The organism is Nocardioides agri (genome assembly GCF_013778305.1).
GTDB classification, from domain to species: domain Bacteria; phylum Actinomycetota; class Actinomycetes; order Propionibacteriales; family Nocardioidaceae; genus Nocardioides; species Nocardioides agri.
Genome location: NZ_JACEIC010000002.1, coordinates 3,319,444 through 3,341,918 on the forward strand (window position 1 = coordinate 3,319,444; position 22,475 = coordinate 3,341,918).

The window sequence follows — 22,475 nt, forward strand, 5'->3', positions numbered from 1 at the left end:
AGCAGCTCGAATGATCCAACGACGTCGCTACTCGCGATTGCGGACTCCGGTCGCTTGGGTGTGTGCGAGCGTTGTGCGAGGGCTGCCCTGCGGCTCTCCTCGGCGAGATCGCCCCGACCCACCCGCACAGCAACGTCGGAGGGCACGTCTACGAGTCCCTCCTCCGAATCGGCGACCTGACCGACCGGCAGTTCTGACCGCGGCAGGCATCAGCAAAGGTCCGCCCTCTCCCGTGTGCCGTGACGAGGCGGCCAAGTCCTTGCCGGACATATCCGGCGACGGCACCCGTTACGGGTGATGAGATCGGTCGCCAGCGGGCGGAGAGTGAGTGCCATCGAAGTCCGACCATGACCTTCGACAGAACTGGGCCGCGCATGCCGTCAACGCCAGCGCGACCGCCGAAGGGGCAACCCGTCCGCTGCGAGGAGAAGAGCGATCGTGACTACTGGTGATTCCCAGGTGACAAAGAGCGACACGGGGCCGAGGACCAACTGGTTGCCGCTGGTGGCCTTGGCCATCGCCCAGTTCGTGATGGTGCTGGATCAGTCGGCCATGAATGTCTCGATCAGCGCCTTGGTCGCCGACTTCGACACCACGGTGACCACGATCCAGGCAGTGATCACGCTCTACTGCCTTGTGATGGCGATGTTCATGCTGTCCGGCGGCAAGATCGGCGACATCATCGGCCGGCGGCGAACGTTCGTCGTCGGGTTGGTCATCTACGCCTGCGGGTCGGCGCTGACGGCGGTGGCACCGTCGGTGGCCGTCCTGACTTTGGGCTGGTCGGTCTTGGAAGGGCTCGGCGCTGCGCTGGTCCTGCCCGCAATGGTGGCGCTGATCGCGGGCAACTTCGAAGGCGCTTCCCGCAAGGTCGCGTACGCCGTGATCGGCGGGGTCGCCGGAGCAGGGATCGCCGTGGGACCGATCCTGGGCGGCTGGGCGACGACGGAGTATTCGTGGCGGATCATCTTCGCTGGCGAGGTGCTGTTGGTGGCGCTGATCCTGGTGATGACGCCGAAGGTCGCGGACGCGGCGAGGACCGGCCCTGCCCCGAAGCTCGACATCGTCGGCACTGTGCTGTCGGCCGCGGGCCTGGGGCTGGTCGTTCTCGGGGTCCTGCAATCGAGCACCTGGGGATGGGTCGCTCCCACGGACGAATCTCCGGTGACGCCGTTCGGCTTCTCACTCACCTTGTTCGTGATCGGCTTCGGGGTGGTCCTTCTGTGGTGCTTCACGGCGTGGCAGGGCCGCCGCGAGAGGGGTGGACGAGACCCGCTGGTGCACTTGGCGCTCCTGAAGGTTGCCGCGCTGCGCTCGGGTCTGATCGGGCTGTTCAGCCAGAACCTGATCCTGATGGGTGTCTTCTTCACGATCCCGCTGTACCTGCAGTTGGTGATCGGGCTCGATGCCTTGGAGACCGGCCTGAGGATGCTCCCCGTCTCCATCACCATGTTCCTTGCCTCCGCGGCGGGGTCGAGGCTGTCCGGCCGATATCCAGTCCGGTCCATCGTGCGGGCGGGCCTGGCCACCGCCATGGTCGCGGCCGTCCTACTCTTGGCCACGATCGACCCGGAACTGGACAACTCGAGCTTCGCTTGGTCGATGGCGGTGCTGGGCGTAGGGATGGGGCTGATCGCCTCGCAGCTCGGCAACGTCGTGCAGTCGTCGGTCGACGCCTCGGGCCGTGGAGAGGCCGGCGGCCTGCAATTCACGGGCCAACAGCTCGGCTCGTCGTTGGGGGTCGCCCTGCTCGGCGCGATCGTGCTGTCTGGACTCACCTCCGCATTCGTCTCCAACGTCTCGTCCGACGAGCGGATCAGCAATGCGGTCTCAGAGCAAGTGGGAGTGGCCGTCGGTTCCGGGATCGACTTCGTGTCCGCCGATCAGGTCGGGGCCGCTGCCCAGGAGGCGGGCTTGGATGATCCGACCAGCGAGGCCCTCGTGGATGACTACGAGGCTGCCCAGCTCCAGGCCCTCAAGGCGGGGCTGCTCGCGGCAGCCGGCCTCGCCATGCTGTCCCTGGCGTTCACCAAGGACCTGCCGCATGAAGCGCCCAAGAAGGGGCGGCGGGCCGACGACGCAGATGCACAGATGCCGGCCTGAAGCCCAACCCTGACTGGGCCCAGCGTCCAGTGGCGCAGCCGGGATGCACGCTGCCCCCACAGGATCAGGTTCTCAGGACCACGCGGGCGTCGAGCCGGCGCGCCTCCCGCGACGGCTGCGCCCCCCCGGGCAAGCCACGGAAGATTGTGGGCGTCGTCATCCTCGATGTTGAGGTGGGCGCAGTCAGTCATCGCCGGCCCGCTAGGACTTTCCGCGCGGGGCGCGCCTGAATCTTCCGACAGGTTCGGTCAACCGACCGTCGACCCAGTCGGGAACGTGTGGACGAGCGCGTCGTCGAGATCTTGCCGTGCCGGGCTGGTATTTCTCCGAGATGCGGAGGAATATGCGGTTCAGGTACAGGGTCGCGGTTGCCCGGCTTACGCAGCGCGGGCGCCGCGACTATCCCGCAACCGGTGGGCTCCGGTTTGAGGGGATGACGTGCGGACTTCCACGTGGAACGCACTCAACAGTACGACGCTCGCGGTGGCAGGGCATCGAGAACGGCGTCGGCCACTGTCCGGCTCGGGCTGAGTGTCGAGAGAAGAACGGCACGCTCAACCCGCCAGATACTCAAACCGGAATCGGCAGGCGGCAGATCCGGCACAAGGCGCTCGATCTGGCGGTCGCGCTCAACACCGGGTATCGAGGCGCAGCCATCTCGTGGTGGAGCGAGATGCGTCTTACTGGGCGGGATGCCTCAACTCGCCAGTCAACCGGATCTCGGCTGCCAGATCCGCGAACAAGGGCGCCAGGACGCGATGCCGGCGATGTGGAGGATCACCCACACGCGCTAGCGATACACCCGTACCTCGGCCACCTGCCACCAGTGCTCGTCGGCCCGGGTGAGGGTGGCGCGCACGTAGCGGACCCGGTTGTGCGGGGTGGTCAAGACGGTGAGCTGCCCGGTGCCGGTGATCTCGCGGGCCCCGGTCCAGCGCCGGCCGTCGGCGCTCACCTCGACTCGGACACGTCGCGGGTAGTCGGCCGACGGGATCACGGGGTTGGGCCAGCCGTAGGTCGACGGCCCGGCGTCGAGCACGACCTGGCGGATCCGCCGGGCGTGGCCGAGGTCGACCTGCAACCACTGGCCGCGAGCCTGGGCGGTGCCGGAGGTCCATGCGGTCGAGCCATCGTCGTCCGTGGCTGCGCCCGCCATGGCGGGGTCGCCGACGTTACTGGTCACCGACGTGGACCAGGGGTCGAGCAGTGTGCCTGTGGAGGTCAGGTCCGCGGAGTGTGGCCAGGTGAAGGTGACGAGGGATCCGCCGGGCAGGGTGTACTCGAATGACCGGCCGTCCACGGCGACGGCCACGGTGCGGGGGTCGTCGTACTCGTTGTGGACCACCAGCGCCGTCGACCCGTCGGGATTCGCGAAGGCCGCGCTCATCGGGAGTCCGTTCCAGCCGGTGCTGCCGTAGGACGAGCTTGCGACCCGGACGGCTCCAGGCCGCACGAACCGGGCCAGATGGCCGAGTGTGTAGTACTCGGCGTTGCGGGTGACGGTGCCGTCGGGGTTGACGGTGACCACGCCGGTGCAGGTGTCGCAGCCGCCGTTGTGAGGGCCGCCGTCGGAGTGCAGGGCAAGGTTCCAGGTGACCACGGACTGCGCCCAGTTGCGGGTGGTGCCCAAGATGACGTTGCGGGCGTGCCACCTGAGCGTGTCGCTGAACACCTGCGCTGGTGGGTCGGTCGGACCGTGCGAGCCGGAGCACTCGGTGAACCAGATCTCCTTCCGCGGGAAGGCCTGGTGCAGGGCGGTCATCCGCTTCGGGTCACCCGCGTAGCAGTGGTACGCCGTCCCGTCGATCCACCGGGCAGCGGGGGACTCGAGCAACAGCGCGGGGTACTCGGTCTCGGGGTCTTCCCCGGGCGGGGTATTGGCGATGTCGTTGGGATGCTCGGACCAGTTGTGGTCGTAGCCCATGATCTTCGTGTCGAGCCCGGCGGCCTGCAGCGCGGGGCCGAGCCGCTCGATGACTGCAATCGCCTGCCGGGTCGGCAGGTCGGTGCCCGGGTAGCCGGACGGCGTTCGGTTCTGCGGCTCGTTCTGAATGGTCAACCCGTAGATCGGAACGCCGGCGGCCTCGTAGGCCTGCACGAACTTCACCAGGTAGGCGGCGTACGCCTGATAGACGCGGGGCTCGTCGATCAGCCGCCCACCGATCAGCGAGTCGTTGGTCTTCATCCACGCCGGGGGGCTCCACGGCGTCGCCATGACCTTCAGATCCGGGTTGACGGCCCGGGCCTGGCGAACCAGGGGCAAGATCTGAGCCTCGTCATGGGCGATCGAGAACTCCGACAGGTCGAAATCCGTCTCGCCCGGCGCCACATCGTCGTAGGTGTAATGCGGTCCGTCGACGAAGTCAGAGGAACCCACCGGTTGGCGCAAGAACGACAGCCCGTCGGTCCCGAACAGGTCTCGCATCGTCGCGTCGCGCGTCGCGCGGTCGAGCTCCATCAGCACCGAGGCCGAGGAGTCGGTGATCGAGGCACCGACTCCATCCATGGTCTGGTAGCGAAGCGACGGGTCCACGGTGATCGTCAACCGGTCCGATCCACCGGTTCTGAACGGCACGGTGCCGCGATCGTGCATCTGCTCGGTACCGTCAGGCGTGGTCACCCAGACGTGGGCGGCCGAAACCGGCCGAGGCGAGCTCTGTCCGGGCGGCGCAGCCGTGGCGCCGATGCCGGCCGCCAGCAGACCGAAGGCGGTGGCGACGCCGATAGACCGCAGGGGTCGCCTGCCGGTGTCGACGTTCGGACGTGTGGTCGAGCGCATCGAGCACCTCCCGAGAGACAGACCACACCTGACTACCCCTAGGACCGTGACGGCGCAAGGGGCCGACTCCGATCCGGCAGAACTGCCTAGAGCCAGAATCGCCGTTCGGGCGTGTCAACCAGCACCCGGCTGGGGCCTGGTCCGACGCGAGATCCTGACGCTCGGATACGCGGGCGTCTGCTTCAACTGTCCACGCCCGGCGGGGCGGGCGTGAGAGCGCGCCGACGTCCTCGTCCGCGGTCACGAAGACATGATCGTCGATATCGAACCGCTCTGGTCGGACCGGACACGGCGTCTGCAATTCCTGGACGTGGCGGCGTTCCGTCCAGGCCGCGGCCGCAAGTTCTGCACGTGGCCCCAGGGTGGCGCGAGAAGGCGGCAAAGGGCGGGGGCTCGGCCCTCACGAACGTCGGGGCATCAGCAACCAGCGCTCCGGTCTTGACCGTCATGGGCGCCGGTATCGCTGTGAGGACCGCCAAGCAGCCTGGTGGTGCTGGGCTGTCTCCCTCGTAGGGCGGTTGCTGATCAGGGCGGGCAACTGCGCCTCGGTGAGTTTCGCGGCCGTCCTGTGAACCGGCGCCCGCCGACGCCGAGCAGGAGAACTCGTGAAGCGTCCGACACGCGGCGAAGTGACGCACTTGTCCTGATCCGGACTTGGCGGGGTCCTCCGGGTCCGAGCCATGCGGGAAGGTGCCTACTGGCTGGGGTCGCCGACGCGAATGAGGCCGGATTCGTAGGCGAACACCACCGCTTGGGCCCGATCCCGCGCACCGACCTTGGCGTACACCCGACCCACATGGGTGCGGACGGTGGGTTCGCCGAGGTGCAGGTCCTCAGCGACCTCGCCGTTGGTCAGCCCGCGGGCAATCAGGCGCAGCACTTCCCGTTCGCGGTCGGTGAGCGTCGCGAGCCGATGTGCCAAGAGCGGTGGGGGTTGCTCGAGGCGCAGGTGCTGTTCGATGAGGCGGCGGGTGACGCTCGGTGCGAGGAGGGCGTCGCCGGCGGCGATGGTACGAACGGCGGTGTAGAGCGTCTCGCGGGGGGCATCCTTGAGCAGGAAGCCGCTGGCGCCGGCGCGGAGTGCGGCCAGGACGTACTCGTCGAGATCGAACGTGGTCAGGATCAGCACCCTGGTTGAGACGTGCTGGTCGGCGCAGATCTGCGCCGTGGCCTCGATCCCGTTCAGGTGGGGCATTCGGACGTCGAGCAGCGCAACGTCCGGGTGGCGGCGGCGAACCTCCTCGACAGCCTGGTGCCCGTCGGCGGCCTCGGCGACGACGTCGAGGTCGGGCTGGGTGGCGAGCACGGCCACCAGGCCCGCTCGCACCAGCTCCTGGTCGTCGGCGACGAGGACCCGAATGGTCACCGAACGGCCTCGGTCCTCGCTTGCAGAGGCAGATGTGCCCGGACCGTGAACCCGGTCCCTACGGGGCCGGTTGTGATGTCACCACCACGGGCCAGAGCCCGCTCGCGCATCCCGGCAAGTCCCCGGCCCGAGCTCGGGCGACTCGTCGCTTGGACCCCAGCACCGTCGTCGGTGACGTCGACAACGACCCCGTCGGGAGTGATTTGCACCCGGGCATCGACATGCGCTCGCGGCGAGTGGCGCAACGCATTGGTGAGGGCCTCCTGGAGGATCCGGTACGCCGCGAGGTCCACCTCCGGCGGAAGGTCCGCGGCACCGGCGTCCACGCGCAGCACCAGGTCGAGTCCGGCTTCGGTCAGGTCGGTGGCGAGCCGATCGGCATCGCGCAGCCCGGGACCGCCGGTGCGCTCCGGCAGCGAGGGGGTGGCTTCCTCGCCCAGGCCGCCGAGCACGCCGCGCAGCTCGACCAGGGTGGATCGCCCGACTCGCTGAATCGTGCGCAGGCACTCGGCGGACGGGTGGTCGGGCTCAAGCTGCGCCTCGCCGGCCTCGGCCTGGACGACCATCAGGGTGACGCTGTGAGCGACCACGTCATGGACGTCGCGGCCGATGCGCGCCCGCTGCTCGGCTGCCCTGGCCTGGGCCTCCGACTCGCGGCTGCGCCGAAGCTCCTCGGACTGGTCGGCGAGGCGATCGACCAGCCGGTTGCGCGACCAGACGACCCGGCCGGCCAGCCAGAACCCGCCGACCAGGATCACCATGAAGTCGAGATCGTCGAGCGGGTCGCCGATGTCGAGCCAGCTGGCCGCCATCGTGGCCGGCACGAAGGCGCCCATACCGATCAGGCCCCGTCGCAGTGGCGCATAGGCGCCGAGCGAGTAGCCCCCTACCAAGCAGGCCGAGGAAGACCCCAGCGCCGTCGAGATCGTCGAGCAGGAGCGCACGCACGTCGATGACGGCGAGAATCACAAGGAACGTCGCCAGGGGGTGCCGTCGTCGCAGCGCGAGCGGCAAGGTCACGGCCAGGTCGAGCAGGATCGCCGTACCCCGCTCGGAGGTGCCGAAGGAGCCGGCCAGCGTCCCCGCCACGGCGAGCGCGGCGATCAGCCCAGCCAGCGCCAGGTCGGTCAGATCCTGGCGGCGCCGACCGAGGAGTGAAGACGCTCGGATGCTCTCCAGCACCGTCCCACGGTACGGCGCCGGCGGGCAGCGGGACATCCTCGCAGGCGATGACGCCGGCCGATGCAGGGTCCGCGTGCCGGCGGACCCGATCGAGTCTCGTGACGGACGCGGCGGTGGGTGAGCGGCCACCACGCTGACGTGGTCTCATCCCAACTCCGGAAGGCCGCGCCATGAACCCCAGAGCCACCGCAGAGGTCTGCGCACCGCAGGCTGCCAGGCCGCCCCAATCGGCAGGAGCGCCGTACCTGCTGCTCGCGGTGGCGTTCGTCGCTGCCACGCTCGGCTTCCTCCTGAGCGTCCGCAGCGCGCCCCTCCCCGGTTCCGAGGCGCTCACCGCGGAGGACGCCGTCGACCTCGTGGCCCTGCTCTCCTTCGGCGTGCTCGGCGCCGAGCTGCTGCGCCGCAAGCGTGCCGCCGGCCTCGGAAAGGCACTGCTTCTGCTCGCCGGGCTCCAGACGGCCAACTACCTGTCCGCGGGCGTCGGCGATGCCATCACCGACGGCGAGATGCCCACGACGACCGCGGCCAGGCTGGCCTGGATGGTCGCCGACACGGCGTTCATCGCATCGTTCTTCCTGCTGCTGTACGCGCCGCTGGCGCTGTTCCCGACCGGACGGCTCCCCTCGCGCCGATGGCGCTGGCTTCCCGCAGTCGCCGGGACCGGAACCGCCGCGTTGGTCCTGTCCATCCTGCTCGCCCCGGGCAGCGTGGACGACGACAACCCGGCAACCGGACCGAACCCCCTTGGCGTCGACGCCCTCGCCGGTGCCACCGACCTTCTCGAGATCGTCGGAGCCGTGCTGCTCGCACTCACCCTCGCAGGGAGCGTGGCCGCCTACGGAATCCGCTGGTTCCGCTACCGCGGTCCACGACGGCGCCAGCTCGCCTGGTTCTCCGCCGGAGCCCTGACGATGGTGGTGGGCATGCTCATAGAGCTCGGCAACTCCTTACTCGTCGAGGTTCTCTCAGCCCTGGTGATCTTCGGAACCCTCCTCGGCGGCATGGCCTGGCCCTTGCTCGGCCCGCTCGGGGCGAAGGCAGACCTCGCCGACATCGCCACCACCCAAAGGTCTGCGGCCCCGGACGGCCACGACTGAGTTCATCCACGCCGAACCAAGGCGAGTAGACGCTGGCCGCTGTCGCGGCGAATAGACGCACCACCAACCGCTGGCCGGCCGAACGTTCGTTCCTCCTCTGCGATCAGGAGCCGCCGCCAGTCCACTGCCCAGGGTCGATGTCGTTGTGCTGTCCCATCGCACCGGTTGATCCATGTCGTTTCCTGTCGCGGTCGATCCAGAACACGACGGCGGCGAATGCCACGATCAGAAGAACAATCACCCAGACGAGCATCACAGTCTCCTAGCGTCGGAATGTCGCTGAAGCTCCCGAGGTCGGTCAAGGATGCTCCTCCGCTTGCGCGGCGGTCTAGGGCTAGGCCGCTCGGCCGCGCACACGAGCCGACCGATGCATCCGGATCGCGGCGGAGTGGGTACGTCGGGCGGTTCCACCGTCAGCCGTCATTGCGCGCCGGAGGTCAGCCTCCGGCCGCTGATGGTTCGGACCTCGATCCGTAGTACAAGCCAATTTGAGCCACCGACCCACACCTCGGGACGGGGTGTCTTCCCATACGCCTCAGGATCCAGCCGACGCCGGCCACGGACCAGCACGCTCCAACCGGAGCGGGCGACCGGGTCGATGTCATCCACCTCGAACGCCAACTCTCGGACGGATCCCTCCCGGCCCAGGTCGGTGAACGGCGCCGTGCGGATGATCACCGCCCTCTCGTCGATGACGTAGTTCACCGGCACGATGGTGGGGCCGTTGCCGCCCTGCCACCCGACCCGGCCCACGGTCCGCTCCCGCAGCAGATTCCAGCACTCGTCTTCGCGCAGTTCGGCCAGCGCCCCGCCACCGTCTCCCACGTCCATTCCCCGCAACCTCCTCGTCGGTCGATCATCGTCCCGAGCGCGTATCCCGGCCAAGAGCATCCGATTCGCAATCAACCCTGCCGGTCATCCTGCAAGTGGTGGTGGCCGACTCAGCCGGGGGCGAACTGGCGCACGCTCGTCGGCTATGAGCGAGCGCCTCAGGTGTCCGGCCAGCGGCGGTTCGACAGTGCGTCTACCTGGGCGGTACGACCTGACCTGAAAGCCCCCGAGTTGCGGCACGTCCGGATGTTGTATGACCGGACAAATCAGTCTCCCGGGCACCGGGGTCTCGCGCTTCTCCGGACGGACCGAACTCGAATGTGGCCGGGCCTGACGACGACGAGGACCCCTTCGGTCATCCGTCCGAGATCCGCCTCTCCAGTCCGACGCATATCTGCGTCGCTGAGCCGTCCATCGTCCCCGGGGTGTAGTGCTGGAACGACCATCCGGTGCACGACCAGCGCGGGTTCGGCCGCGGTACCCAGCTCTCGGAAACATCGACCTGTCGAGGCAGCAGTACCCAGCCGGCGACTGAGACGACCACGACCAGGACGGCCAGCGCGGCACTCGACCGTCGCGCCACGAGTCGAGCCACGAGGGATACGACGATGCCCGCCATTGCGCCGCAGCTCAGCCGACGAGTGTCCCCAGGCCACCGCGTTCTCCGAGCGGGCCATACGCGTTGTTGAGATAGAGCACGCCCGTCGACACCGTCACCCAGAACGTCACCACGCCGGCCCATGCGCTCGCGAGTCCGGCAACTGGCAGGTGGTCTGCAGCTAGTCCGACCCCGGACGCCGTCTCCAGCTTCACGCAGCTACGACGCCGCTCCGCCGTATCGGGTTCCCTGCCGACGTTCATGCTCCGACGGACCTAGTGCGTAATACGAGTCCCTCCACCGAGTCGGCGACCTGAACGTCCGGCAGATCTGACCGCCGCAGGCATCAGCAAAGGTCCGCCCTCTCCCGTAGAGAGGGCGGACCTTTGGCATGCGTAGATGGGTCGCGACGCCGACCTACGAGGGGACGTTCGTGTTCGCGAAGACGTTCCAGAAGAACGACCTGGGCGTCGCGACGCGCACGTCGTCGTTGCGATCCCACTGGATCTCTCCGTACTTGAACTGCACTTCGTCGAACAGGCTCGGCGAGCCGAGCACCAGGTTGGTGAGGAGGACCTTGGTCAGAACGGTGGTCGTCGTGCACGTGGCCACCTCGCACCCGTCGAGCTCCACCCGAGTCAGCGGCTGGCCGGTGACGAGGAGCTGGAACAGGGTGAGCGTGCCCGGCCCCGTGCGGGTCTCAGCGACGATGTCAGGGAACTCTGCCCGGCCAGTGGAGGACATTGAGGAGCTCTGACGCCAGCTGCGTGTGGAGATGACTCCGAGCGGTTCGGAGCCGAGCAACGTGGTGGTGTAGGTAGCGTCTCCCGTCGATGTGGCCAGTGTTGAGCCGGTCGAGGAGACGAGCTTGTTGGCGGCGATGTCCCATTCGTACGTACCGGCCTGCGGCGTGCCGGGCAGGATCGCCAGACGTTCCCTGGTGAAGTTCAGCTGGACACGCGCGGTGGCCTGCGTCGGGTCCTGCCGGACGTCGATGCCCAAGACCGTCACGTTGCTCAGGGTCAGCTCCAAGGTGCAGCGGCCGGTGGTCTCGCCGGGCTTGCACATCTCCAGGATGACCTTGAGCACCCGAGCGCCCTTGGTCAGGTTCGCCATCTGGGTCAGGACGCCGGAGTTCATCGGAAGGTTCACGACGACGTCCCCGAAGTCGGTCTTGCCGACTCCGGTTCCGCTTGGTCCCGTGTACGGCTCGTGGCTCAGCTCCTGGGTGAAGTCCGTGATCGGGACGAACGGATCGGTGCCGATCTTCATCCGATAGGTGAGGTCGTTCGGGTTCGGGTCGACCGCTGCGGGACCGCCAGCTGGGCCGGCCGGGCCTTGGGGGCCGGTGGCACCGTCCTTTCCTGCCGGGCCCTGGGGGCCAGCAGCTCCGTCGGCTCCGTCCTTCCCGTCAGCTCCGGGCCGTCCGTCCTTGCCGTCGGCGCCGGACGGTCCGACAGGGCCGGTGAGGCCGGTGAGGCCGCGTTCCCCAGTGTCGCCCTTCACGTTCCACGTCAACCGCTTCTCACTCTTCAAGCACGCGCGGGTGGGAGCGACGATGCGCACAGCACCGGTCTTGGCGTTCGAGCATGCGGTGATCGTGGTGGCGCTGGACGCAGTGACTGCGTTGACCAGGTAGCCGCCCGAGACGACGAGGCCTAGGGCGAGAAGAGAGCTGACTCCGAGGACTCTGGCACGACGCAACATGGATTCACTTCCGGGTGAGTGACACCCGCACGGGGCGTCGCCGAACCACCGGTCATTGCGGCCCCGGCAGTAGTCCTCAGGTGCGCGGTGCGCCCGAGACCAGCAGGAGGCTACCGGCGGGGCTGAGGCATCGTGGCGGTTTCGCACTGACGAACCACCTCGCCCCTCGATCGCGACCGCTGGGTTCGATCCTGTTGATCGCCTGCGGCCGGTAGGTAGCGCCGGACGTCATGGCATGGGCGGCATCGACCAGGACGCCGACGACCATCGATGTGCGTGCGCTCGTCGCCGTGTGACGACCAGCCCTCCCTCGCGGGCAGATCAGCCAGCCGCCGCTATCGGCGTGCTCGGCGAGCTCTCGGTTGTCGCTGGCGGAGACCGCTGCCGGGCGAGTACTCGTCGGGGTTGCTCAGGATTGGAGTCGGGGGTCGAGGGCGAGGTCGATCAGGGCCTGGTCCAGCTCGGCGCCGATCGTGGGTTCGCCGTCGGGGATCAGGCGACTCTGGGAGACGGCGACCGTGTGGCGCGGTCCGACGTAGACGAAGGTGCGGCTGACCGCCCGGGTGTTGCGCGGGCAGCGGTCGGCCCACTCGTCATCGTCCCGGGCGTGGACGTAGACGATCGTGGGGTCGTCGGCGCCGTAGACGCGACGTTCGCTACAGCTCCGCGTCCAGGGGTCCTCCCCGCAGGTGGGAGCACCGCTCGCCGGGCGAACCACCACCCCGACGGTGAAGGGCGCGAGCTTCCCCGAGGCGGACGCGTAGCCCAGTTCTGGTAGCGGAATGACCTGTTGGTCGGCGTCTGCCCGCCAGGTCGGGAAGTGGTCGGCGACGACGGACGCGACGGTCTGGTTTGACGGCACGTCGTACGCCGCGTCGGGCAGGGCGAGCCTCGGGTCGGCGGCCGCAGCGACCAGATCCGCGAGTGCGAACGGCATCGCCTCGACGTAGTCGCGGCCTTGGACGTCGAGGTAACCGATCCGGCCGTCGTTGCGCTCGACGACCACCGTGACGTTGTAGTCGCCGCAGTTCTTGTAGTAGACGCCCGGCGCGGCGCTGTCGGCGTCCCAGGTCGTGCACAGGCTCTGGAACGAGGTGACGTGGACGGGTTCGCCGTTCGGCCCGCGGGTCTGCGTGGCCCACGGGTGGGGGACGATGAACGAAAGTGCGAACGTGCGTCGGGAGGGTGCGATCAACAGGGCATCGCGGTGACCGCGGTGAACCTGCTCGGGATCGCGATCAGCTCAACAGGAAGCCTGACTGACGGGCCTCGATCAGTTGCCGCCGACCTCGCCGATCTTGGTGTCCGAGCCGACCGCCGCGTCGACGTGGACGGCGATGCCGTCGGGGATGACGCCGTGCAGGTTGTCGAGCAGGTCGGAGTACGACGGCAGGTCGCCGGTGTGGCGGATGTTGATCTGGACGTCGGTGGGGGAGTTGAAGTCGACGCTCGTGACGGTGGCGTCGGGGGTCGAGGCGAGCCACCGCTCGGCTGTGCTCCGGACGTCAGAGCTGTAGCGGTCGATCGCGTAGACCGCGGCGGTGTTGGCGGCGAGCGGGACCGCGATGACGACGGCGAGGCTGGCGATGACGAGGCCAGGCCGGCGGCGGGCGTGACGCTCGGAGAGCGGGTTGAGGGTGGCGAAGGTGATGACGCCGGCGGCGACCATCGCGAGCAGGTTGGAGAAGAAGAGCAGGCAGGCGCCGGCGGCGAGGTTGGGAGCGCCCTGGCCGAGACAGACGCCGACGACGGCGAGTGGTGGGACGAGGGAGATCGCGATCGCGACGCCAGGAAGCACAGCGGCGACGTCGCGGCGGGAGAGCGCGATGGCGCCCGCGAAGCCGGTGGCGATGGCGGCGACGAGATCGGCGAGTCCGGGCGACGTACGGCTGGCGATCTGGCTGTTGCTGAGCAGTGCGATGTTCTGCGGCACGGCCAGCGAGAACACGACGCCGATGATGATCACGGTGATCGTCCCGAGGGTGACGTAGACGACCGAGCCGTTGCGGCGGCCGAGCACGATGCTGAGCGCGATCCCCATGATCGGCGTGGACAGCGGGGCGATGATCATCGCGCCGATGACGGTGGCGGTGGAGTCCGTGATGACGCCCGCGCTCGCGATGATCGCAGAGAGCACGAGCATCGCCCAGAACGCCGACTGCTTGGCCCGGGCATCGCCCGACCGGAGGTTCAGGTCGTCGTCGAGCTCGTCGGAAGTACGGCGCTGGGTCTCGGGGAGCAATCGCTCTCGCAGAGTGTCGAGCATGTCTGAGTATGGCGGCAGCAGGTGAAGCCGGGGTGTCGGCACGGGTCGGCGAGAACCTCGGGGTCACCGCTCGTTGTCGGCGTCGAACCCGTGGTGCACCGCTGCCCACCCGATCGTCGGTACGCCGTGCGGATGTGGGTCTTCACGGTGTTGATGGCGCGGTTCTCCCGTACGGCGATCTCTTCGTTGCTCAGCCCCCGTGCGGATCCACGGGGGTCAGCGGCGCGCGATCGAGCATCCGAGGAGCCCAGTCGCGAGTGCAACGACCGCAGCGGCAGTGAACGCTGCGGGGAACCCGCCGCCCGCGGTGAACGCGATCGCGGTGAACGCAGCGGTGCCGAGTGCCGCACCGACCTGGGTGGCCGAGCTCGCCAATCCAGACGCAAGGCCCGTGTGGGAGCTGGGAGCTGCAGAAGCGATGACCATGGTGGTGGGTGTGAAGCTGAGCGCGACCCCGGTCGCGACCAACAGAAGTCCGGGGAGGACGGCGACCAGGTAGCCACGATCGGTCGGCGCGTAGGCGAGCCAGAGGTGTCCGGCGGCGAGGATGACCAGCCCGGAGACCAGGCTCCGCCGCGGGCCGATGGCACGCAGCACCCGAGGAAGCAGAGCCAGGTTGACGACGAACCCGGCGACAGAGGTCGGCACCATCGCCAGGCCGGCGCACTCCGGAGACATGGTGAGCGCCTGCTGAAGGTAGAGCGCGATCAGCACGAACGTCGAGGCGCGGGCGGCGCCGCCCATGACCGCGAGGCCGACGCCGGTCGACAGAGCGCGGGACCGGAACAGCCCGAGCGGGACGAGCGGGTCCGCGGTGCGACGCTCGATGGCGATGAAGGCACCCAGGAGCGCCGCCGAAGCACTGACGGCGATGAGCACACTCGGTGACGTCAAGCCGGTGTCCGCGGCGCCGAGGGCTCCGTGGACGAGCGCGATGACCGCAGCGGTGACCGTAACTGCACCGAGCGCGTCGAACCGCCGCCGGGCATCGTGCGGGGTGTCCTCGAGGAAGCGGCGGGCCAAGATGACAGTGCCGACGGAGACGGGCACCGTGGCCAGAAACACTGACGACCACCCGAAGGCGCCGGCGAGCAATCCACCTGCCAGGACGCCGGTAGCTCCCCCGACGGCGGACGCTGCGCCCCAGAGGCTCATCGCCCGGGCCCGCTGCTCGCCGGGGGAGTTGAGCATGAGCAGCGACATCGCTGCGGGGCTGAGAGCGGCTGCGCCCGCGCCTTGGATGACGCGGCCGCCGACGAGCATCCACTCATTCGTCGCCGTCGCGGCCAGCAGGGTGCCGAAGGTGAACAGCGTCGAGCCGGCGATGAACACGCGGCGCCGGCCGAACAGGTCCGCGACCCGCCCGAACAGCAGCAGCAGGCCGCCGAAGGTCAGCACGTAGGCGTTGATGATCCAGCTCAGTCCGCTGGAGCTGAGGTCGAGGTCGGCCTGGATGGAGGGCAGCGCCACGTTGACGATCGAGGTGTCGAGCATGACGACGAACTGCGCCGAGATCAGCAGTCCGAGTGCGATCGTGCGACGCCGGCTCTCTCCGACGGACGCGGGTGCCGGCGCGGCTGCGACGGTCGCGGAGGTGGGGCGAGCCGTCTCAGGCTGGGTTGCGATGGTCATGTGGTTCACCTAGGTCGGGGTGGAACGTGCGGGCTCCGTCACCGTCCCGCGGCGGACGACGCGCTCGCACCGGCGAAGTCGCCGGGTTGTTCGGCATCGCCCCTGTGGTTTGCGGCGGCGATGATGCGGCGGGCCAGCCAAGCGGCGTCGTGCCTGACGAACCCGAGGAGCGCCGACCCGCGGGTGTGCTGCCACGGCAAGCCGATGAACGTCAGGCCCTGGACCGGGGTGATGCCGCGCTCGTGGTCGACGCCCTGCTCGGTGACGACGTCCGGGATATCGATCCAGGAGTAGTCGGGACGGAAGCCGGTGGCCCACACGACCGTGGCCGGCAGGCTCCGGGAGCCGTCCGCGAAGGTGACCTCGTCGTCGTTCGCCGCGATCAGTCGTGGGCGGATGTCGACGCCCGCCTCGCGAAGGTCCTCGAGGGGGCTGCCGATGACGAGGTCGCCGCGGGCTCGCATCCGACGGGCGACGCGGGTGTCTGCTGACTTGGTCAAGAGCCTGGACTTCAGCAGCCACCAGAACAGGTCGCGGCCGAACATGCGTTGCGGAAGCTGCAGTGCCTCGGTGCCGACGGCGAGTGTCACCTCGTGGCTCGCGGCGAGCTCGAGCGCGATCTGCCGACCGGAGTTCCCGGCGCCCACCACCAGGACCTGGCCTGGGCCGACCTGGTCCGGGTTGCGGTACTCGGCGCTGTGCATCTGCTGCACGCCGCGCCCGAGCGCCTCTCGGATGGCCGGTGCGACCGGGGTCTGGAAAGGTCCGGTGGCGACCACGACCTGCCGGGCACGCAGTAGTCCGGTGGTCGTGTGCACGGCGAACCCGGCGCCGTCGCGCGCGAGCCGGGTCACGGCGGTGTTGAGCAGGATGGGCAGCTCGAACCGGGTGGCGTAGGTCTGCAGGTAGTCGGCGACCTCGGCGGCCGTGGGATAGGTGTCGGCTGGGGAGGGGAAGGTCATGCCGGGCAGTGCGTCGTACTGAGCTGGGGTGAACAGGGTCAGGGAGTCCCATCGGTTGCGCCAGGCGGAGCCGACCTCGGCGGCCGCGTCCGCTACCAGGAACCGGAGGCCGGCCTCTTTCAGGTGGTAGGCGATCGCGAGCCCGGCCTGGCCAGCCCCGATCACGAGCACGTCGAGGCCGTCCCGGGTGTCGTGGCAGAACGGTGCCGTATCAGGCGCTACGGGCTGGACGGGGTCGGTGTGCGTGGGCATCGTTGGGTCCTTCGGTCGTGGGCTGAGTCGAGGGCGTGGCGGTGGTCGCTGGCGGTTGCTGGTGATGGTCCGCGGCTTCCGGCCCACCCCAGCGTTCGGTTAGGACGCTACGAATCGGGACGGGGTCCTCACACCGGTGAAATCGCCGGGGTCGTCGACTCGGCCCGCACCGGCATCGCCCTGACGGGTCGATGAGCAGCCGAGGATCACCATGAGCGCCGGCACCACCGGGACGCGGCCGGTTTCAGGGCGCGAGGATCCGCGGCTTCGCGGCCAGGAGCACCCCTGTTCTCCTGAAACCCGGCGATTTCGCCAGCGCGAGCAGGCATCGCTCGCGACGAGGCTCGTGGACATCACCGGCATCCATTCAGCCGGTCCGACCAGCCCGAAGGAGAACACGATGTCCACCGAGCTCCACCACCCGCCGTCGCACCCGCCGACGACGCCCCCGACCGGCGATCCGTCTCCGCGCCACGGCCACCACGGCCGTCACGGAGCGGACGCTGTCGCCCATCACGACAGCCACGAGCCCGACGTGACGCGGCGACCGTGGACCGTGCTGGCGCTCATGCTCGCCGCTCAGGTCATGGTCGTCCTCGACGTCAGCGTCGTGAACGTCGCGCTGCCCAGCATCGCGACCGACCTGCACCTGTCCTCGAGCGACTACCAGTGGACCGTCAGCGCGTACGTGCTGCTCAGCGGCGGCCTCCTCCTGCTCGGCGGCCGCCTGGCCGACCTGTTCGACCGTCGCCGGATGTTCCTGACCGGCCTCGCGGTGTTCACCCTCGGCTCCCTGGTCTCCGGGTTCGCCGACTCCGCGCTCACCCTCATCCTGGCCCGCGGCGCTCAGGGCGCCGGCGCCGCGATGCTCACCCCGGCAGCCATGTCCATCGTGATGACCAGCTACGCCGGCCGGCAGCGCGCCACCGCGCTCGCCCTGTGGGGCACCGTGGCCAGCATGGGCATCGCCGCCGGTGTCCTGTTCGGCGGCATCCTGACCACCGTCTTCGACTGGCGCGCGGTGTTCTTCATCAACGTGCCCGTCGGCGCCGTCGTCCTCGCCGGCGTTCTCGCGAAGGTCCCGCCGATGCCCAGCACCACAGCCGCCGGCGACCGCCGGCTCGACCTGTCCGGCGCGCTGACCCTGGTCACGGGGCTCCTCGCCCTCGTGTACGCCGTCGAGTCGACCACCAGCCACGGCTGGACAGCCGCACCCACCCTCGGTGCGGCCGCGCTCGCAGCCGTCCTGCTCGGCGCGTTCGTGGTCAACGAGCGCAAGGTCGCCGCCCCCATCGTCCCGCCCGCCACCTGGCGGATCCGCTCACTCGTCTCCGCCTCCGTCGTGATGGCCGGTGTCACCGGCGCGGTCGTGGGCGCCATCTTCCTCAGCTCCCTGTACCTCCAGCAGGTCCTCGGAGCCTCCGCGCTCGTGGCCGGTCTGGAGTTCCTCCCGCTCGCGGCGTTCATCACCGCCAGCGCCGCCGTCGCCTCCAAGGCCCTGCCCCACCTCGGCGCGAAGAGGCTCATCGTCATCGGCCTGGTCCTCGCGGCTGCCGGAGCGCTCGTGCTCGCCTCGATCGACTCCGACCCCCGCTACCTCACCGACGTCCTGCCCGGCTTCGCGCTCCTCGGCCTCGGGGTGGGGCCGATGTTCGTCGCCATCTCCGTCGCCGCGATGAGCGACGTCCCCCACGAGCAGTCCGGCATGGCGTCGGGCCTGCTCATGACCGGCCACGAGATCGGCGCCGCCCTCGGCGTCGCCGCCCTCACCGCGATCGCCGGTGACCTCACCACCCGGGCCGGCATCGTCGACGGCACCCAGGACGCGTTCCTCGCGATCGCGGTCGGGCTCGCCGCCCTGCTGCTGCCCACCGCCCTCCTGCCCGCCCACGACCCGGAGACCGCGATGGCGGCCGGCCACGGCCACGGGCACGGGCACTGAACCCGGCGGTTTCCCCGGCGCGACCCAGCGCCGGGGAGACCGACGCTGGATGCACGTCCCGCCCCAACGCCCCACACCAACAGCAACCGAGAAGGAGCACGACATGTCCACCACCACCACCTCGAACGGCAGCAGCCGGACCTACCGCGTCGTAGGGATGACCTGCGGCCACTGCGTCGGGGCGGTCGAACGAGAGGTCGGCGCCATCGACGGCGTCACCGACGTGACCGTCGACCTGCCCACCGGCGACGTCGTCGTCACCAGCACCCGACCTGTCGGCGACCACGAGATGAGCACAGCCATCGACGAGGCCGGCTACGAGCTCGCCTCCTGACCCATCCGACGGACCCACGCAGCACACCGGAGATCGAGATGACCACGACCACCCCCCAGCCGAAGGCCGACGTCCACACCGCAGATGTCGGGACCGCAGATGTCGAGACCAGCTTCGCCATCGGCGGCATGACCTGCGCGTCCTGCGTCGGACGGGTCACCAAGGCGCTCCACCGCGTCGACGGGGTGGTCGTGGCCTCGGTCAACCTCGCCACCGAGACGGCCACCGTCACCCACGACCCGTCTCTCGCCCCGGTCACCGACCTGACCGCGGCCGTGGTCCGGGTCGGCTACACGGCAACCCCGAAGCCGACCCGGACCCCAACACCGGCTCCGTCCGACGGCGACACCCCGGCGGTCCCGCCGGCCGACACCCCCAGCACCTCGTCCTCGTCTGAGGTCGACGACCTCGACGCCCGCCGCGACCACGAGATCTCTCGACTGGCCCGCCGCTGGCGGATCGCCCTGGTGACCGGCCTGGCGCTCATGGGCGTCATGTACCTGCCGCTCCACCTGGACACCATGGACTGGCTGATGCCCCTGCTGCTGGTCATCGCCACCGGCGTGCAGTTCTGGGCCGGCAGCGACATCTACCGCCACGCCTGGACCGCGGCCCGCAACCGCGCCACCACCATGGACACCCTCGTCGCCCTCGGCACCGGCGTCGCGTACGGCTACAGCGCCTTCGTCACCCTCTGGCCCGGCCCGGCGCAGCGCTGGGGTCTGCCCCTGCACCTGTACTTCGAGACCGCGCTCATCGTGATCGCCCTCGTGCTGATGGGCCGCTGGCTGGAGCTGAAGGCCAAGAAGCGCACCGCCGGCTCCATCAAGGCCCTCGTCGGGCTCGCCCCGACCACCGCCCGCGTCGTGCGCGGCGAGACCGAGGTCGACGTCCCCGTCGACGAGGTCCGCGTCGACGACCTGGTCCGCGTCCGCCCGGGCGAGAAGCTGCCCGTCGACGGCCTCGTCGTCGACGGCACCTCCACGCTCGACGAGTCGATGCTGACCGGGGAGAGCGTCCCTGTCACCAAGACCACCGGCGACACCGTCATCGGCGCCACCATCAACCGCACCGGCACACTCGTCATTCGCGTCACGGCCGCCGCCGCTGACAGCACCCTGGCCCAGATCATCCGCCTCGTCGAGGAGGCCCAAGGCGCCCAGGCGCCGATGCAGCGACTGGCCGACCGCGTGTCGGCCTGGTTCGTCCCGGCCGTCCTGCTCGCCGCCCTCGCGACGTTCCTCGGCTGGTTCCTCCTCGGCCCCGAGGACCAGGCGCTCGTCCTGGCCATCGGCACCGCTGTCGCCGTTCTCATCATCGCGTGCCCGTGTGCCCTGGGCCTGGCCACCCCGACCGCGGTGATGGTCGGCACCGGCAAGGCCGCCGAGCTCGGCATCCTCATCGGCGACGGGCAGGCGCTCGAGACCGCCCGACAGGTCACCGCCGTCATCCTCGACAAGACCGGCACGATCACCGCCGGCCGCCCCGACCTCGTCGGCATCACCACCCTGCCCGGCCGGTCCGAGAACGACCTCCTCGAGGTCGTCGCGGCTGCGGAGGTCGGCAGCGAGCACCCCGTTGGCGAAGCGCTCGTCGCCGCCGCCCGTGACCGTGGGCTGTCCCTGGCGGCCGCCACCGCGTTCGACGCCATTCCCGGCCACGGCATCACCGCCGTGGTCGACGGCCACCGGGTCCTGGTCGGCAACGCAGCGCTGATGGACCGCCACCACGTCGACGTCACCGCCCTCGTCGGCGCCGCCCGCCGCTCCGCCGAGCGGGCCCGCACCCCGATGTACGTCGCGATCGACGGCACCGCAGCCGGACTCGTCGAGGTCGCCGACCCCGTCAAGCCCTCCTCCGCCGACGCCGTCGCCGCGCTCCGCTCCCTCGGCCTCGAGGTCTGGATGGTCACCGGCGACAACGCCGCCACCGCCCGCGCGGTCGCCGCCCAGGTCGGCATCGACCACGTCCTCGCCGAGGTCCTCCCCGCCGACAAGGCCGACCGCGTCGCCGACCTCCAGGCCGCCGGCCACGTCGTCGCCATGGTCGGCGACGGCATCAACGACGCCCCCGCGCTGGCTCGGGCCGACCTCGGCGTCGCCATCGGCACCGGCACGGACGTCGCCATCGCCGCCTCCGACATCACCCTGGTCGGCGGCGACCTGCGCGGCATCGTCACCGCGATCGCGCTCTCCCGGGAGACCGTCACCACGATCAAGCAGGGCCTCGCGTGGGCCTTCGGCTACAACGTGCTCCTCATCCCCGTCGCTGCCGGCGCCCTGTACTGGTGGGACGGCCTCCTGCTCGACCCGGTGCTCGCGAGCGCCGCGATGGCGATGAGCTCGGTCAGCGTTGTCACCAACGCCCTCCGACTGCGTCGCTTCAGCCCCGAGAAGGCCGGCGCTCGCCCGACCGCGCTCGACCAGGTCGGCCGGTGGTCCTACCTCGCCGCCATCGCGGTGGTCGCCCTCTCGCTCGGCGCCGGGTTCACCTGGCTCTCCCGCACCGACCAGGCCGAACGCGGCATGAACGGCGCGCTCGCCTGGTCCGAAGGCATGGGCATGCCCATGCGTCCCGTGATGAGCACGATGGAGGAGACCGAGGTCCCGCCGGTCGACCCCCACGAGGCCGGCCTCGGCGTCGCCCTCCAGGTCCCGGCCGGCATCCGGCCCGGAGAGCCGACCACCGCGACCGTCACCGTCCGCGACGCCGAGACCGGCGCGCTCGTCGACGACCTCGTCCGCACCCACCAGGTCTGGATGCACATGATCATCACCCGCACCGACCTCGGCACGTTCGCCCACATCCACCCCGAACCCACCGACACCCCGGGCATCTACACAGTCACCGCGACCTTCCCGAGCCCTGGCTCGTACCTGGTGCACACCGAGTTCCGACGCGAGGGGCAGATGGCCGACGTCCTGGCCAGCCACCAGCTCAGCGTCGCCGGCCCCGCCCCCCGGCCGACGCCGGTGCCGGCCGCCGACGTGCGTACCTACGCCGGCGACGACGTCTCCATCACGTTGGACGGCGAGGCGCACGTGGGCGAGACCAGCGACTTCGCGCTGCGGTTCACCGACGGCGCCGGGCGACCGGTCGAGGACCTGCAGCCCTACCTCGGTGCTGCCGGGCACGTCGTCGTCATGCGCGCCGACGGCTCCACGTTCGCCCACCAGCACGCGGAGACGTTCGATGACCAGGACCGGCCGGTCTTCGCGCTCCCCGGTACGACGTTCGGTCCCGACCTCGACCTCCACGTCCGGTTCGACCGATCCGGCACCTACCGGCTGTGGGCGCAGTTCCGCCTGGGCGACGGCAGCGTCATCACCGCGCCGTTCGTCGTCCACGCCCACGACGAGACCGCCCCTCAGCCGGCCGAGGTGGTCGCGCCGTGACGCCGCCTGCCCGGAGTGCTCGATGATGC

The 22,475-nt window shown here is 69.9% G+C and carries 16 protein-coding genes and 1 pseudogene; 5 read left to right on the forward strand and 12 right to left on the reverse strand.

From position 1 onward, the window contains the following. The first annotated feature begins 459 nt into the window (after window positions 1-459). Window positions 460-2,103: an MFS transporter gene (locus tag HZF07_RS20685; RefSeq protein WP_198346445.1), complete on the forward strand. Its 1,644-nt coding sequence runs from the start codon at window positions 460-462 to the stop codon at window positions 2,101-2,103. A gap of 790 nt (window positions 2,104-2,893) precedes the next feature. Here HZF07_RS20685 and HZF07_RS20690 read toward each other — a convergent pair. From HZF07_RS20690 to HZF07_RS24735, 4 genes and pseudogenes are all read right to left on the reverse strand, one after another. Then, window positions 2,894-4,882 carry a discoidin domain-containing protein gene (locus HZF07_RS20690; RefSeq protein WP_157344227.1) on the reverse strand — a complete coding sequence of 663 codons (1,989 nt, stop codon included), beginning with the start codon at window positions 4,880-4,882 and terminating at the stop codon, window positions 2,894-2,896. A gap of 694 nt (window positions 4,883-5,576) precedes the next feature. Beyond that, on the reverse strand, window positions 5,577-6,248 hold the full coding sequence (locus HZF07_RS20695) for a response regulator (protein WP_181645448.1): 672 nt from the start codon (window positions 6,246-6,248) through the stop codon (window positions 5,577-5,579). Continuing rightward, window positions 6,245-7,084, reverse strand: a complete 840-nt coding sequence (locus HZF07_RS20700; RefSeq protein WP_157344228.1) for a sensor histidine kinase — start codon at window positions 7,082-7,084, stop codon at window positions 6,245-6,247. Before HZF07_RS20700 ends, HZF07_RS20695 begins: the two co-directional genes overlap by 4 nt. A gap of 106 nt (window positions 7,085-7,190) precedes the next feature. Further along, window positions 7,191-7,466, reverse strand: a pseudogene (locus HZF07_RS24735) (DUF7134 domain-containing protein); the annotation flags it as partial. A 134-nt stretch (window positions 7,467-7,600) separates the two neighbouring features. On the opposite strand from HZF07_RS24735, the gene HZF07_RS20705 reads away from it, so the two are divergent. Next, window positions 7,601-8,527, forward strand: coding sequence for a hypothetical protein (locus tag HZF07_RS20705; RefSeq protein WP_157344229.1), 927 nt, complete (start codon window positions 7,601-7,603; stop codon window positions 8,525-8,527). A gap of 103 nt (window positions 8,528-8,630) precedes the next feature. On the opposite strand, the gene HZF07_RS20710 is transcribed toward HZF07_RS20705, so the two are convergent. The 8 genes from HZF07_RS20710 to HZF07_RS20750 all read right to left on the reverse strand — a co-directional run bounded on the left by HZF07_RS20710 (window position 8,631) and on the right by HZF07_RS20750 (window position 16,775). After that, the gene (locus HZF07_RS20710; protein WP_157344230.1) at window positions 8,631-8,780 is read right to left on the reverse strand and encodes a hypothetical protein; all 150 of its coding nucleotides are present in this window, start codon (window positions 8,778-8,780) and stop codon (window positions 8,631-8,633) included. A 167-nt stretch (window positions 8,781-8,947) separates the two neighbouring features. Beyond that, window positions 8,948-9,358, reverse strand: coding sequence for a pyridoxamine 5'-phosphate oxidase family protein (locus HZF07_RS20715; protein WP_157344231.1), 411 nt, complete (start codon window positions 9,356-9,358; stop codon window positions 8,948-8,950). A gap of 630 nt (window positions 9,359-9,988) precedes the next feature. After that, window positions 9,989-10,171, reverse strand: coding sequence for a hypothetical protein (locus tag HZF07_RS20720; RefSeq protein WP_157344232.1), 183 nt, complete (start codon window positions 10,169-10,171; stop codon window positions 9,989-9,991). Window positions 10,172-10,373: 202 nt separating this feature from the next. After that, on the reverse strand, window positions 10,374-11,663 hold the full coding sequence (locus HZF07_RS20725; RefSeq protein ID WP_157344234.1) for a type VI secretion system tube protein Hcp: 1,290 nt from the start codon (window positions 11,661-11,663) through the stop codon (window positions 10,374-10,376). A gap of 409 nt (window positions 11,664-12,072) precedes the next feature. Next, entirely contained in the window at window positions 12,073-12,858 is a 786-nt protein-coding gene (locus tag HZF07_RS20730) for a hypothetical protein (protein ID WP_157344235.1), read from the reverse strand. A gap of 78 nt (window positions 12,859-12,936) precedes the next feature. Continuing rightward, entirely contained in the window at window positions 12,937-13,929 is a 993-nt protein-coding gene (locus HZF07_RS20735; RefSeq protein ID WP_157344237.1) for a DUF389 domain-containing protein, read from the reverse strand. A 216-nt stretch (window positions 13,930-14,145) separates the two neighbouring features. Beyond that, the gene (locus HZF07_RS20745) at window positions 14,146-15,561 is read right to left on the reverse strand and encodes an MFS transporter (protein WP_157344239.1); all 1,416 of its coding nucleotides are present in this window, start codon (window positions 15,559-15,561) and stop codon (window positions 14,146-14,148) included. Window positions 15,562-15,599: 38 nt separating this feature from the next. Then, window positions 15,600-16,775, reverse strand: coding sequence for a flavin-containing monooxygenase (locus HZF07_RS20750; RefSeq protein ID WP_157344240.1), 1,176 nt, complete (start codon window positions 16,773-16,775; stop codon window positions 15,600-15,602). A gap of 400 nt (window positions 16,776-17,175) precedes the next feature. Between HZF07_RS20750 and HZF07_RS20755 the strand changes: the two genes are divergently transcribed. The 3 genes from HZF07_RS20755 to HZF07_RS20765 all read left to right on the forward strand — a co-directional run bounded on the left by HZF07_RS20755 (window position 17,176) and on the right by HZF07_RS20765 (window position 22,446). Continuing rightward, window positions 17,176-18,717 carry an MFS transporter gene (locus HZF07_RS20755; RefSeq protein ID WP_157344241.1) on the forward strand — a complete coding sequence of 514 codons (1,542 nt, stop codon included), beginning with the start codon at window positions 17,176-17,178 and terminating at the stop codon, window positions 18,715-18,717. Between the two features lie 103 nt (window positions 18,718-18,820). After that, a complete protein-coding gene (locus HZF07_RS20760; RefSeq protein ID WP_157344242.1) occupies window positions 18,821-19,051 on the forward strand; it encodes a heavy-metal-associated domain-containing protein in 231 nt (76 codons plus the stop codon). Window positions 19,052-19,089: 38 nt separating this feature from the next. Then, window positions 19,090-22,446 carry a heavy metal translocating P-type ATPase gene (locus HZF07_RS20765; protein WP_157344243.1) on the forward strand — a complete coding sequence of 1,119 codons (3,357 nt, stop codon included), beginning with the start codon at window positions 19,090-19,092 and terminating at the stop codon, window positions 22,444-22,446. The last annotated feature ends 29 nt before the right edge of the window (window positions 22,447-22,475 follow it).

What these genes read in the sequence shown, in the direction of transcription:
- HZF07_RS20690 (WP_157344227.1), bottom strand. Translation starts at nt 4,882, where the DNA reads ATGCGCTCGACCACACGTCCGAACGTCGACACCGGCAGGCGACCCCTG.
- HZF07_RS20700 (WP_157344228.1), bottom strand. Translation starts at nt 7,084, where the DNA reads ATGGGCGCCTTCGTGCCGGCCACGATGGCGGCCAGCTGGCTCGACATC.
- HZF07_RS20705 (WP_157344229.1), top strand. Translation starts at nt 7,601, where the DNA reads ATGAACCCCAGAGCCACCGCAGAGGTCTGCGCACCGCAGGCTGCCAGG.
- HZF07_RS20710 (WP_157344230.1), bottom strand. Translation starts at nt 8,780, where the DNA reads ATGCTCGTCTGGGTGATTGTTCTTCTGATCGTGGCATTCGCCGCCGTC.
- HZF07_RS20715 (WP_157344231.1), bottom strand. Translation starts at nt 9,358, where the DNA reads ATGGACGTGGGAGACGGTGGCGGGGCGCTGGCCGAACTGCGCGAAGAC.
- HZF07_RS20725 (WP_157344234.1), bottom strand. Translation starts at nt 11,663, where the DNA reads ATGTTGCGTCGTGCCAGAGTCCTCGGAGTCAGCTCTCTTCTCGCCCTA.
- HZF07_RS20735 (WP_157344237.1), bottom strand. Translation starts at nt 13,929, where the DNA reads ATGCTCGACACTCTGCGAGAGCGATTGCTCCCCGAGACCCAGCGCCGT.
- HZF07_RS20745 (WP_157344239.1), bottom strand. Translation starts at nt 15,561, where the DNA reads ATGACCATCGCAACCCAGCCTGAGACGGCTCGCCCCACCTCCGCGACC.
- HZF07_RS20750 (WP_157344240.1), bottom strand. Translation starts at nt 16,775, where the DNA reads ATGCCCACGCACACCGACCCCGTCCAGCCCGTAGCGCCTGATACGGCA.
- HZF07_RS20755 (WP_157344241.1), top strand. Translation starts at nt 17,176, where the DNA reads ATGTCCACCGAGCTCCACCACCCGCCGTCGCACCCGCCGACGACGCCC.
- HZF07_RS20760 (WP_157344242.1), top strand. Translation starts at nt 18,821, where the DNA reads ATGTCCACCACCACCACCTCGAACGGCAGCAGCCGGACCTACCGCGTC.
- HZF07_RS20765 (WP_157344243.1), top strand. Translation starts at nt 19,090, where the DNA reads ATGACCACGACCACCCCCCAGCCGAAGGCCGACGTCCACACCGCAGAT.